The sequence below is a fragment of the Acidobacteriota bacterium genome (assembly GCA_016196065.1).
GTDB lineage: Bacteria > Acidobacteriota > Terriglobia > Terriglobales > Acidobacteriaceae > Acidiflorens.
The window spans coordinates 202,503-215,620 of the sequence record JACPYL010000025.1; the positions used below are offsets into that span (position 1 = coordinate 202,503).

10 protein-coding genes are annotated in these 13,118 nt (G+C 58.4%); all 10 read right to left on the reverse strand.

Annotated elements, in window-relative coordinates:
* Nucleotides 1-69 precede the first annotated feature (69 nt).
* Nucleotides 70-1,290 carry a cell division protein FtsA gene (gene ftsA, locus HY010_18625; GenBank protein MBI3477753.1) on the reverse strand — a complete coding sequence of 407 codons (1,221 nt, stop codon included), beginning with the start codon at nucleotides 1,288-1,290 and terminating at the stop codon, nucleotides 70-72.
* Nucleotides 1,291-1,292: 2 nt separating this feature from the next.
* Entirely contained in the window at nucleotides 1,293-2,660 is a 1,368-nt protein-coding gene (locus HY010_18630; protein ID MBI3477754.1) for an FtsQ-type POTRA domain-containing protein, read from the reverse strand.
* Between the two features lie 247 nt (nucleotides 2,661-2,907).
* Nucleotides 2,908-3,426 carry a hypothetical protein gene (locus tag HY010_18635; GenBank protein ID MBI3477755.1) on the reverse strand — a complete coding sequence of 173 codons (519 nt, stop codon included), beginning with the start codon at nucleotides 3,424-3,426 and terminating at the stop codon, nucleotides 2,908-2,910.
* Nucleotides 3,427-3,564: 138 nt separating this feature from the next.
* Nucleotides 3,565-4,974 (reverse strand): UDP-N-acetylmuramate--L-alanine ligase, encoded by a 1,410-nt coding sequence (locus tag HY010_18640; protein MBI3477756.1) that lies wholly within the window; start codon nucleotides 4,972-4,974, stop codon nucleotides 3,565-3,567.
* Between the two features lie 210 nt (nucleotides 4,975-5,184).
* Nucleotides 5,185-6,249, reverse strand: coding sequence for an undecaprenyldiphospho-muramoylpentapeptide beta-N-acetylglucosaminyltransferase (gene murG / locus HY010_18645; GenBank protein ID MBI3477757.1), 1,065 nt, complete (start codon nucleotides 6,247-6,249; stop codon nucleotides 5,185-5,187).
* Between the two features lie 135 nt (nucleotides 6,250-6,384).
* Nucleotides 6,385-7,476, reverse strand: coding sequence for a putative lipid II flippase FtsW (gene ftsW, locus HY010_18650; GenBank protein ID MBI3477758.1), 1,092 nt, complete (start codon nucleotides 7,474-7,476; stop codon nucleotides 6,385-6,387).
* Between the two features lie 68 nt (nucleotides 7,477-7,544).
* Nucleotides 7,545-8,912, reverse strand: coding sequence for a UDP-N-acetylmuramoyl-L-alanine--D-glutamate ligase (locus HY010_18655; GenBank protein MBI3477759.1), 1,368 nt, complete (start codon nucleotides 8,910-8,912; stop codon nucleotides 7,545-7,547).
* Between the two features lie 70 nt (nucleotides 8,913-8,982).
* Nucleotides 8,983-10,116 (reverse strand): phospho-N-acetylmuramoyl-pentapeptide-transferase, encoded by a 1,134-nt coding sequence (locus tag HY010_18660; GenBank protein MBI3477760.1) that lies wholly within the window; start codon nucleotides 10,114-10,116, stop codon nucleotides 8,983-8,985.
* A gap of 27 nt (nucleotides 10,117-10,143) precedes the next feature.
* Nucleotides 10,144-11,547, reverse strand: a complete 1,404-nt coding sequence (locus HY010_18665; protein MBI3477761.1) for a UDP-N-acetylmuramoyl-tripeptide--D-alanyl-D-alanine ligase — start codon at nucleotides 11,545-11,547, stop codon at nucleotides 10,144-10,146.
* The gene (locus HY010_18670; GenBank protein MBI3477762.1) at nucleotides 11,544-13,067 is read right to left on the reverse strand and encodes a UDP-N-acetylmuramoyl-L-alanyl-D-glutamate--2,6-diaminopimelate ligase; all 1,524 of its coding nucleotides are present in this window, start codon (nucleotides 13,065-13,067) and stop codon (nucleotides 11,544-11,546) included. Before HY010_18670 ends, HY010_18665 begins: the two co-directional genes overlap by 4 nt.
* Nucleotides 13,068-13,118: the final 51 nt, after the last annotated feature.

Below are 13,118 nucleotides of genomic sequence, written 5' to 3' on the forward strand. Positions count from 1 at the left end.
TCAGTCCAGATCAAAAGCTTGCCGAGCTTTGCTCGGCTGGACGGGTCAAAGACCTGTCCCTACACGGCCCTACGCGCCTTTTTTGGCGAACATCGCTTTCATGCGCGAACTCCAGCCGCCGTCCTGAAGACCGCGCGCTATGCGCGCCCGGTGGCCGTAGTACACCATGCCTAGTGCCGTGGAGAATTCTGGTTCCGCCAACAGCGCCGGCATTTTTGCCATCGGTGTCGGCCATGCCAGTCGCGCGGACTTTCGCAGAACAGACTCGGCCACGTCCAGAATTCCGGGAAGGCGCGAGGCGCCCCCGCTCAGCACGAATCCGGCGATGCAGTGATCGAGAACGCCGGCTTGGCGGAGGTTTTCGCGCAACATTTCAAAGAGTTCGTAGGCGCGGGGTTCCAGGATTTCTCCTACCATGCGCTGGGACATCAGGCGGGAGGGGCGATCACCCACCGACGGCACCTCGACTTCGTTACCTTCTGGAATCAGCGTCGCGACCGCATTGCCAAAATTTCTCTTGAGCGTTTCTGCTTCCGCGAGCCCGGTACACATGCCGACGGAAAGATCGCTCGTGAAGTGATCGCCACCAACTGGAATTACCGCAGTGTGGGCGACCGCGCCTTGCTGAAAGACGATCAAATCGCAGGAGCCCGCTCCCATGTCGGCGAGACAGATACCAAGTTCCCGTTCGTCGGCGCGCAGCACGGAGTCAGCGCAGGCGAGCGGTTCGAATACCGTGTCGTCGACATGTACGCCTGCTTTGTTAACCGCCGTAATCACATTCTGGGTGGCGTTGGAGGCGCCGGTCACGATGTGCACGCGCACTTCAAGGCGCGTCGCCATCATGCCGGTTGGATCCTGCACGCCGGGCTGGTCGTCGAGGATGAACTCCTGCGGCAGCAAGTGAAGAATCTCGCGGTCGGCGGGCAGCGGCATCGTGCGAGCCTTGTCGACGGCCTGGCGGATGTCGTCACGCGCAATTTCCCGCGAGCGAGCACCGAACGTGATGCCGCCGTGACTGTTCATGCCGCGGATATGCGCTCCCGCAACTCCTACCAGGGCGTGTTCGACGGCGATTCCGGCTACGTCTTCGGCATTCTCCACCGCTTTCTGGATGCTGCCTACTGCCTTATCCAACTCGCTGATCACGCCTTTGCGCATGCCGCGGGATTCGCTGATCCCGTGTCCGCGATAGCGGAGGCCGTGTTCGCCGACCTCGGCGACCAGAACGCAGGTCTTGGCGCTGCCGACATCAATGGCGGTCACAAAATTGGGAGGCTGACTGGGCATGATTATCGCGGGTTAGGCGAGGCCTCCTTGGGAATGCCGGCGCTTGGCTTCTTTTGTCCGGTGCTGGCGGCTGATGGCAACGCGGCCGATTGCACTGGTTTCGGCGATGCGACTGGTGATGGTCCAACGCTCGGAGCCGTCTTTGCTTTTGCCGAGGGAGCCGAGGACACAGATTTCGCGCCCTTGTTCGAATCTACGATCGGCTTTTTGGCGGAAGCCGCGATCACCTTGTTGGCTGCAGATTGCGCGTGAGCGTTCTTGGGAGCGGGCGAGTGCTTCCCTTTTGCCTTGACTGCAGCGCGATGCGTCACCGCTCTTGCAGGGACTTTCGCTGCGACTTTGGACGGCTTCTTCGGCGGTCCGTAGGGGACCGGATGCGTTGCATACTTCTCGTAGTTGACGATCGCCCCATTCTTGACTCCGGCAGACATCGCCGCCTTCGCGGCAGCGAGCGTCAGTGCCGCCGGACGCCGTATCCCTTCGAGATCCGGGTTCACGATAATCTGGCCGTCATAGCGCAGATCGACCGACTCCAGTTTGTCGAACTTCTGCCGCCACTGCTGCACGTTCGTGACATAGGTCTTGTAGCGCTGCAAGTAATTCTCTGAACCCAGATGCACCAGCACTTCTCCGCTGGGATCGGCAGCAACCACTTTCACATCTTCCGGATCGGTGAGGTCGACTTCACTCAGTTCGCGGGAATAGCTCGCGCCACCGGAGTCGAGTTGCTGCACCAGGTCGTTGTAGTTCTTCATGCGGGCGGAGCGCGTCGAGAGAGGCTCACCGGAATTCATGCCAGCAATTACCGGGAACGAATATTTCTTCTTGGCGTTCGGCGCCAGTTCCATGAGCGTGCCCCCTGCATCGATCAGGGAGATGCGCGACCCGATGCGCGCAAAGGCAACTGGCGTGCGTTCGTGGATTTCCACACCCAGGCGATTAGGCACGAAACGCATCACGCTGGCTGATTCCACCCACGGGATCTGTTCGAGCTCGGCTTTGCGTTCCATCAGTGGGACCGAGAAGATGTTGCGGCCAATTTCGCCACCCATCACTTCCATCACCTTACTTTTCGTGACATCCTGCGTCCCGGAAACTTCAATCTGGTCGCTGGAATTGATGCGGAATCGCCAAGAGTGTTTGAGGTAGCTTCTGACCGACTCTTCTACTCCTGTGAGAATCCCGAGAACAAAAACGGCGAGAAGTACCCACTTCAGTCGATTGGCAGTTTGTTTCGGAAGAGTACTTCGGCGTGCCGAGACTCGTTTTTGTCCGCGGAGGAATGGAGATTCCTGCTCCGCTTCGAGATCCATTAGACGCGAGTCGTCGAACGACTCACGCTCAGGAGCCTGGCTGGGAAGAGGATACAACTCTTCTTGGACGATAGTGGAACTGGATTTCCGCGCCACTCGTTCGTTTAATTGTCGACAGAAAACCGCTGAGCGAGATCATCTTAACTTTATTTCGCGAATTGAGACAGTGCAAAGTTGGGAGCAGGCTGTGGAAATTTTGAGTGGAACGGACCTGGTCGTCTGTAAGACTAACCGTCGTCCGTCCTTCGCTGTTCGCGAGTGGCCGTCCAGGATTCGCTGGGGTGGGATTCCTGCCCAACAAACTCTACTGAGTATCGACCTGAGGATCGTCAACATCCACACCCACTACTACCTCGGGGCCGCTATTGACCGTCACGCGGGTACCGGTGTGAGGACAGAATACGAAGTGCTGAGTGTTGACGTTGCTGAACTTGAAGCGGGTCCGCTGTAAGACGCGGAGCTTTTTCACTTGGGATCGATCCATCACAAGTTGAACGCGGTCCAGTTTTTGCTGGATACGGTCCATATTCGCCTGACGGAGCGCCATGGCGCGCTCGACCTCGGCCTGATGTTCCGCCAGCACTCGCTCGACTTCCGCCTGCTGGAGGGCCGAGAATGAGTCGGAGGATGGGAGATCCTGCTGCCCGATCAAAAGTTTAGCGACGGCCAGCGTCTGCTCAGCCTTGGTCGCGACCTGGCACAGGACCCCTTCGGCGCGGCCCACAACTCGATTGGCCAGTGGCAGATTGCCAAGGCGATATTCACTGTTCAAGGCCAAGGCGAAGATTCCGAGGGCGATCCAATAGAGGGCTTTGCTGTTCATAACGTGCGCTCCCACCTTATTTGCGTTGGACGGACGGGGTGAAAAAAGGTCAACAGACAGTCGTTGGTCGTTCGTCGCTCGTCGTTAGGCGGTCGTCGCGGGGACCGAACAGGGCGCAAACTCCAAGGTTGCCAACGACTAACGACCGTCGACCAACGACTTCTTCTCGAGGCGCTCCAGAATAATCGGGCCAAGCTGGGAGACGTTTCCGGCTCCCAGGGTCAGAATCATGTCCCCGGGCTGGGCCAGGGCAGCAATGGCAGCCGAGGCATCGACAAAAGACGCCACGTGCAGGGCGTCCCGGTTGCCCTTTTCGGTGATGTGACGGGCGAGGGCTTCCGCCGTCACTCCTGGGATGGGCTTTTCGCTAGCGGCATAGATGTCGAGGACGAAAATCGAGTCGGCATCGGCGAATGCGGTACCGAAATCTTCCATCAAATCGCGGGTTCGGGTATAGCGGTGAGGCTGGAAGATGACGTGGACACGGTTAAACCCGCATTGCCTGGCGGCCGCGAGCGTGGCTCGAATCTCCGTGGGATGGTGTCCGTAGTCGTCGATCACGGTGACGCCAGCGGCCTGCCCTCGCAGTTGAAAGCGGCGGTCGACGCCGCGGAATTGGTCGAGGCCGGAGCGAATCTGGTCGGGCGGAACATCGAGGGCGGTTCCTACCGCGATGGCGGCCGTCGCATTCAGCACGTTGTGGAGACCGGGAACGTGCAGGGTGAATTCACCGAGGTCTTTCTCCTTGTAAGCAACGTGAAATTGTGTGCGCGGAACTCGTCCACCCGGCGCAGTGCCAGTGCTGGTGACGCGAATCAGAAAGTCGGAGCCGAGCGCGGTGCCGTAGGTCATCACCCGGCGGTGAACTCTGGGCAGAAGGCGTTCGAGAATGGGATCGTCATTGCAGCCCACGACCAATCCGTAGAACGGAACTTTCTCCATGAATTCGAGGAACGTCCGCCGGACGTCGCGCATGTCGCGGTAGCAGTCCATATGTTCGCGATCGATGTTGGTCACGACCGAGACGATCGGCGAAAGCTTGAGAAATGACCGGTCGCTTTCGTCGGCTTCGGCCACCAGGTATTGCGATTTGCCAAGGCGGGCATTCGAGCCCAGAGCGTCGACGCGCCCTCCGACGACGACCGTGGGGTCGAGGCCACCGGCGGCAAGAACGGCAGCAACCATTGAGGTGGTAGTTGTCTTTCCATGCATGCCGGCGATGGCAATCCCGTACTTCAGGCGCATCAGTTCGGCCAGCATCTCCGCGCGCGGAATAACTGGGACATGCAGACGGCGTGCCTCTGTGACTTCGGGATTGTCAGCGGTCACGGCCGAACTGGTGACGACGACGTCCACGTTCGCGACGTTCGTGGCGGCGTGGCCGTCATAGGTGGTCGCACCCAGGCTTGCGAGACGCTGGGTTACGGCGGTCGTCTTCAGGTCAGAGCCTGAAATCTTGTAGCCAAGGTTCAGCAAGACTTCGGCAATGCCGCTCATGCCGATGCCGCCGATGCCTACGAAATGGATGCGCTGAATCTTGGCGAACATGAAGGGTGATGATAATGCATTTCAGGGGGCAAGGCTGCGAGCTTCGAGCTACGGGCTGCGAGCCACCAGCCTATTGCGTCCCCAGAAGGTTGTCCTAAGCTCGAAGCTTCACTCAGGATTGCGGCACGAAGCTTAACCACAGAGGTCACAGAGGACACGGAGGAAATCTGGGTTCCTCCGTGTCCTCTGTGATCTCCGTGGTTCAAGCTCTTATTCGCGAGCGATAAGACCCTCGACCATCGCAGCGATTTCTTCGACCGCCTTGGGATGCGCGAGCGACTTCGCAGCCTCCGACATGTTCTGGAGCCGGCGCGGATCGCCGATCACGGCCGCGATCGTATCGACCAGATACGCTGCTTCCAAATTCGATTCTTCGACGACAATTGCAGCCCCGGCCTTTTCTAAAGCCCGGGCATTTACATTCTGATGGTCGTCCGCAGCGCGGGGGAATGGCACAAAGATGGCCGCTTTACCCGCTGCCGCGATCTCGGCCACGGTGCTCGCTCCCGAGCGGCAGACGAGCAGGTCGGCGCGCGCAAACGTCCCCGGCATGTCGTCGATAAATTTGTGGACTTCCCCAAGCGCGCCCGCCTTCTCATAGGCCGCCAAGACCATTTCGTAGTCGCGCTGGCCGGTCTGATGAATGATGTGGAGGCCCGGGATTCTCTCGCGCAGTCCGGGCAACGATTCGATCATCGCCTGATTAATGGCGCGTGCACCCTGGCTTCCTCCAAAAACGAGCAGAGTTGGCGCGCCGCCGACTTTTGTCGGGATGCTAAAGAATGCTTCGCGCACCGGAACACCGGTCACTTTGCAGCGCGGAAAGTATTCACAGGTTTCTTCAAAGTGCACCGCTGCCACCGTCACCCAGCGCGCCACCATGCGGTTGGCAAATCCCGGGACAACGTTTGGCTCGAAAGCCAGCGTCGGAATGCGCCGTCGGATCGCAGCGAACATAGCGGGGCCGGAGGCGTATCCGCCAACGCCGATCACGACGTCGGGATCGAAGTCATTGAGCATGCGTCCGGCAACCCAGAGGGCGCGGGGCAGGTCAAACATGGTCCGGGCACGGGTCATCAAGCTGACGTTCTTGAGCGCGCCGACTTTGATCAGTTCGAGCGGGAATCCGGCTTGCGGGACGAGGCGTGTCTCAATGCCGCGCGCCGTGCCGATAAAGAGCACTTCGGCAGCGAACTGCTTTTTGAGTTGATGAGCGATGGCGAGGGCGGGGATCACATGTCCCCCGGTGCCGCCACCTGCGATGACGATGCGCATGGAATCTACAGCCAATACCAAAACCTACCACAGAGTCACAGAGTCACAGAGAAAACCTTAATTTGTTTTTGTTTTTCTCTGTGACTCTGTGTCTCTGTGTCTCTGTGGTGAATGTTTTTGGCAGGTTGCTGGATGCTATTCGGCCTGTTTGGTGATATTCAGCAGCACGCCTACGCAGGCTAGAGTCACGAACAACGAAGATCCTCCATAGGACACAAACGGTAGCGGGATGCCTTTGGTAGGCATCAAGCCCAGCACTACGCTGATGTTGATGAAGGCTTGCAGGACGATCATGCTGGTGATGCCGACGGCGAGGAAGCGTCCGAAGTTGTCTTGCGTGCGAAGGGCGGCGCGGGTTCCTCTCCAGAGGAAGATGGCGAACAGGACTACGACGGTGAGCGCGCCCAGCAGGCCGAGTTCTTCCGCGGTTACGGCGAAGATGAAATCGGTGTGCGGCTCGGGGAGATAGAAAAGCTTCTGCTTGCCTTCCATCAGGCCCAGGCCAGTAACGCCGCCGGTGGAGACGGCGATCAGGGATTGGATCATGTGGAAGCCACGCCCCTGCGGGTCGGAGTAGGGATTCAGAAAAGCCATGATGCGATCTTTTCTGTAGGCGACATGAAAGATCAGGAAATAGAGAGGCACGATTGCAGCGGCGAATGCGTATCCAAAATAGCGCAACCGAATGCCTGCTACGAACAGCATGCACGCGGTGATGCCGGCGCAAGCGATCGACGTCCCGAGATCGGGCTGAAAAACGATCAGTCCAAGAAAAATAGTAGTCGGCGCGACAGCGGGAAGAAGCGTGTTACGCCAGTCGTCCATCGCCTTGGTTTTGTTTTCGAGAAACCAGGCAAGGAAGAAAATGAGCGTGGGCTTGGCGAGTTCCGACGGCTGAAAGGAAAGCGGACCGAGGCGGAACCAGCGATGCGTGCCGTGCGTGCGGTCCAGAAAAAAGACGGAGATCAGAAGCAGCGTCGTAAATCCCAGCATCACGAACACAAACGCAGGATGCTTGAGTCGCTTGTAGTCGATCCTCATGGCGACCAGCATCGCCGCCAGTCCGGCAACGGCCCAAATCAACTGCTTGAACAGAAATTCGTAGGCTGATCCGTAGCGCTCTTTGGCCATGACGGCCGAAGCGCTAAAAACCATCACCAAGCCGATAAAAACGAGGATCGCGGTAACGGTAAACATCCAGCGATCGACACTGACACGCTTTGCCATGGAAATTCATTTCACCACGGAGGGTGAGGGGCGGCCAGATCCTTGACGGGAGTATTTCGGGCGGGTGATTACTTTCTTGGTTCGCGTGCCGCCAGAGCCTGCACGGCTCCTTTGAAAACCTGCCCACGGTGTTCATAGTTCCGGAACTGGTCGAAGCTGGCACAGGCAGGAGCAAGCAGGACAACGTCACCGGCGGTAGCCGACTCACTGGCCTGGCGAACCGCGGCATCGAGCGTTTGTGAGGCCACGATTTCAGTAGTCCCGGCGATCTGCTCCTCGATCTTGGCGGCGGCAGCGCCGATCGTGTACACACGCTTCACCCGCGCTCGCAGTAGATCGTTGAGAACAGAGTAATCGCTGCCCTTGTCCTTGCCCCCAAGAATCAGGTGGATATTCGCTGGGAAGGATTCGAGCGCCTTGATGGTGGCATCGACGTTGGTTGCCTTGGAATCGTTGTAGTAGTCGACTCCGGCAACTTGAGCGACAAACTCCAGGCGGTGTTCAACGGCTTTGAAGTTCCGGACGGCTTCACGAATCTGCGTGGGCTGGCATCCGACCAGCATGCCGATGGAGACTCCGGCGAGGACGTTTTCCAGATTGTGCGCACCCTTGAGGGGGATTTCCGAGAGTTGCATGATCTCGCGCTCGCCTTTGTCGTCGCGAAAATAAATATTGCCGCCACGGACGGATGCGCCTCTCGTTACTTCTTTCTTGCGGCTAAACCAGAACACCTGCGCGTGGGAACGGCCCGCGAGTCCGGCAGTGGTCGGGTCGTCTGCGTTGAGAATTACAAAATCCTCGGGCCGCTGATTCTCAAAGATGCGCGCTTTGGCGTTGACGTAGTTCGTAAACGTCTTATGACGATCGAGGTGGTCCGGCGTGATGTTGAGGATGACGGCAATCCGTGGCCGGAAAGTGACGATAGTCTCCAGCTGAAAGCTCGATACTTCGAGAACGGTCCAAGTGTCCGGCTTTGCGCGGTCTGCAAAGGTGATAGCGGGCGTTCCGATGTTGCCGCCGACCAGAGCGTTGAATTTCCCGGCCGCGATGATTTCTCCGGCCAGAGTGGTGGTAGTCGTCTTCCCGTTCGCGCCGGTGATCGCGACGATGGGTCCAGGAAGAAACTGCGAGGCGAGCTCGATTTCGCCGATCACCGCCTCGCCCAGTGCCCTCGCCTGCTCGAGTTGAGGGGCATCAACGGGCACGCCGGGACTGACCACAATCAGGTCTTGTCCGCGAAAAGTGCGGTCGCCATGGCCTCCCGTCTCGACGGTGATGCCTTGATCCAGCAAGAGCAGGATCTCTTCACGCAGCTCGGCTTCCGGCTTAGAGTCGGAAACAGTGACGCGAGCACCGTGCGACTTCAGAAAAAGCGCCGACGCCACGCCCGACTTGCCGAGGCCCACCACCAGTACGCGCTTGTCTTTCAAGTCCATCGAACCTTTTCACCGCCGAGACGCAGAGACACCAAACTCTTCTCTACTATCTGCGGCTTTCCGGTCGAAACTATCTCAATTTTAGTGTCGTCAACGCGAACAACGCGAACACGAGTGACGCGATCCAGAAGCGCACAATCACTTTCGATTCCGACCATCCCAGTAATTCGAAATGGTGATGAATCGGCGCCATCTTGAAAACCCGCTTCTTTCTTAATTTATACGACCCGACCTGAATGATGACGGACAGCGCTTCAATGACGAAAATTCCGCCGATGAAGGGTAGCAGCAATTCCTGCTTGATCATCACGGCGACGGTTCCAATCGCACCGCCCAACGCGAGAGAGCCGACGTCTCCCATGAAAACTTCAGCGGGATGCGCGTTATACCAGAGAAACCCAATGGAAGCGCCGACCATCGCGCCACAGAAGATCGTAAGCTCGCCGATTTGCGGCATGCGTTGCAGTTCGAGATAGGTGGCGAAGGTCGCGTGACCGCTGACGTAGGTGAGAACTGCCAGGGCGCCCGCGGCAATTACTGTGCACCCGATGGCTAGGCCGTCCAACCCGTCAGTCAGGTTCACAGCGTTGCTGGAGCCGACGATAACAATCACGACAAAGAATACGAATGGCAAAAACGCGAGCGGCCACATCTGGGGATGAGCCGCCCACTTCTCAATGACAAGGTCCGGGTGAAACTGCTTGAAAAACGGCACCACCAGGCGGGTGGAATACATTCCGCGATGTTGCAAAGCAATCAGTGCGACCGCGATGAGAGTGCTGGCCCCGATCTGCAGACTGAACTTGGCGCGGGCGGTAAGGCCGAGATTGCGGCGATGCACGACTTTCAGATAGTCATCAGCGAAACCGATTGCGGCGAAGGCTGTCGTGGAGAGCACGGCCATCCAGACAAACGGATTGCTGAGATCAGCCCACAGCAGGGTCGGCACAATAATACTGATGGTAATCAGCAATCCGCCCATGGTCGGCGTGCCGGCCTTCTTCTGGTGCGCCTGCGGACCTTCCTCACGGATGTATTGTCCGATCTGAAATTCACGCAGCCGACGAATGATGATCGGGCCGACGATCAATCCGGTGAAGAGCGCGGTCAAACTGGCAAAGGCGGTGCGGAAAGTGAGGTAACGGAAAATGCGGAACGGCGGAAAATAATGGAACAGCTTCGAATATAAGAGCCAATAAAGCAATCCGCCTCCAGAACCAGTGGTTAGTGGCTAGTGGTCAGTGGCTAGTTTCCCATTCGCCGCATGGCCAGTCTTCGTTTGCCAGGTATCAAGAGCCTTTTCCAGTTTTACTCCGCGCGATGCTTTCAGCAAAACGACATCCCCATCACGAGTCGCGCGCGCGAGCCAATCGCCCGCTTCTTCTGGTGTGGCAACAAATTCAGCTTTCATTCCGGCTTCGAGAGCGGCGTCCACCATCGGCTTTGCCAATCCGCGAACACCGACGAGAAAGTCTATCTTCTTCTCCGCGACGTGGCGGCCACACTCACGATGCAGTTGCTCGCCGGTCGCACCGAGTTCCAACATTTCTCCTGCAACAACAATTCGCTTGCGAGCAGGCAGCGCAGCCAGTGTGTCGACCGCAGCCATCAACGCCTTCGGACTGGAATTGTAGCAATCGTTGAGCACGGTGATGTTACCCAGTTGGACGACCTGTCCTCGCTTGTCAGCGGGCTCGAGTTGAGGAAGGGCGGTCGCAATCTCGGAGGGTGTGATGCCATGCTCCAGAGCTACTGCGGCGGCCGCGAGCACGTTGTAGACATTGTGGGTTCCCAGAAGCGGGCTACGGACCGACTGGCGGAGTTCCTTGGCGATGAGGTCGAAGCGCGTGCCCTCCGATCCCAGACTCTCGATATTTTCGGCACGAACGTTCGCCGTGGACTTCATCCCGAACAGGATGACTTTGCCCTTGAAGTCGCGGCCGAACTGGCTGACATACTGGTCGTCGCCATTCAGCACCGCAACCCCACCGTGCGGCAGGGCTTCGATCAATTCATATTTGGCGCGCGCGATGCCTGCCACTGAGTCGAAAAATTCCAGATGCACCGGACCGACAACCGTCACGACGCCTTCATTGGGCTGGGCGATCCGAGCAAGAGTAGCGATTTCGCCGGCGTGCGACATCCCCATCTCGATCACGGCCAGATCGTATTCCGGCTCCAACGTGAGCAAGCCAAGCGGCAGTCCAAAATGATTGTTGAAGTTTCCTTTCGTCTTATGGACGCGGTATCGCGTCGACAATAAGTGCGCGATCGCTTCTTTCGTGGTGGTCTTGCCCATCGAACCGGTAATCCCGATGGCAGGCTTGCCCCACAATTTGCGAACCGCAGTGGCGAGAGTCTGCAGGGCAACAAGAGTCTCGTCAACCGCCAGCAGACTCTCCTTCTTGGGATAACGCGAGAGTTGATCCTTGCTGACGACCGCGCCGACCGCGCCTCTGATCAAGGACTGCTCGACGAAATCATGCCCATCGAAACGATCTCCCTTGACCGCAAAAAAGAGTTCGCCGCTCTGTACGGTTCGAGAATCGATGGAATATCCCTGGGCAAGCGCACGCCCATCGTAATCGCCGGCGGCGCCGGTAAATTCAGCGATTCGGGAGAGTGGTAGTTTCATGCGGTCTTCCCGGCGCCGGCGTGAGCCGCTTCGCAGTCGTAGCCAGCCGTTTTCAGACTCTCGCGCGCGACTTCAACGTCATCGAAGGGGATACTTCCTTCTCGGGTCACCTGCACCTTTTCATGTCCCTTGCCGGCGAGCAGCACGATGTCGCCCGGCCCCGCCTGTTGCAGGGCAATGCCTATCGCTTTCCGCCGATCAGGTTCCAGCGTATATTTTGCGCCTGATTTCTGCAGGCCCACGAGCGCATCGTTGATGATCGCAACCGGATCTTCGGAACGAGGATTGTCGGAGGTCAGCACTACAAAGTCACTGCCCGTGCCAGCGGCCTCGCCCATCAGGGGACGCTTGGCCCGATCGCGGTCGCCGCCGCAACCAAATAACGTGATGACTTTTCCTTTGAGTCCCGCACGGACGACGAAATCGCGGGCTAATGCAGTCAGGTTCCGGAGCGCATCATCGGTGTGCGCGTAATCAACCGCAACCGTAAAAGGCTGCCCGCAATCCACCCGCTCAAAGCGCCCAGGAACGCGTGCCAGATCGAAAATTCCTTTGGTGATCGCTTCGCCAGAACAATCGCGCGCGTACGCAGCCGCCGATGCCGCCAGAATGTTGTAGACGTTCACCTGCCCAATCATGGGCGACCACATCGCGAGACTACCCAGCGGAGATACCATCTGAAAGCGTGTTCCGCGTCCAGTAATCTCGATCGACTCGGCGTGAAAGTCTCCGGCGGCCAGGCCGTAGGAGAGCGCCACCGAACTACTCTTCTTGCTCAGCGCGTGCAACTGTCGGCCATACTCATCATCGATGTTGAGGACGGCTGCCCGCGGCGGCGCGGTACCGCAACCTTCAAACAGGATCTGCTTGGCACGGAAATATTCTTCCATCGTGCCGTGATAGTCGAGGTGGTCGCGCGTCAGGTTCGTGAAGGCCGCCACATCAAAGGGGATCGCAAAAACACGTTGTTGCTCAAGCGCGTGCGACGATACCTCCATCACCGATTCCGTCACGCCCTGTGCGAGGCCCTCTGCCAGGAGTCGATTCAACTCGAGTGATTCGGGCGTGGTGTGGGGCGCGGGCAGCACTTTCCCTGCGACGTGATATTCAATCGTTCCAACCAACGCGGTTTTACGTCCTGCGGCACGAAGAATCGATTCCAGCAGAAACGCAGTTGTGCTCTTTCCATTTGTGCCGGTGATTCCTGTATTCGCGATCCGTTCCGCGGGGCGGTGATAGAAATTTGCACTGAGGCGGCCCAGCGCCCTGCGGCCATGCGGCACCTGAGCCCATGCAACTCCGGGACGTGGAGTTTCTGTGGTGGAATCCGTGACCACCGCCACCGCGCCAGCAGCGATGGCTTGGTCGATGAATCGATTGCCATCGCTGGTCTCACCCTTCATGGCGAGAAAGACCTTGCCGGGGCCAACACACCGGGAATCGTATTCCACGCCGGTGATCGACGGATTACCGCTCTGGGAGAGCACTTCCGCTCCCTCGATCAGTTGTTGGAAGGTCATTGGATGGGATTATAAATACTCGCTACACGGGCGATGAAACAATCCACCACG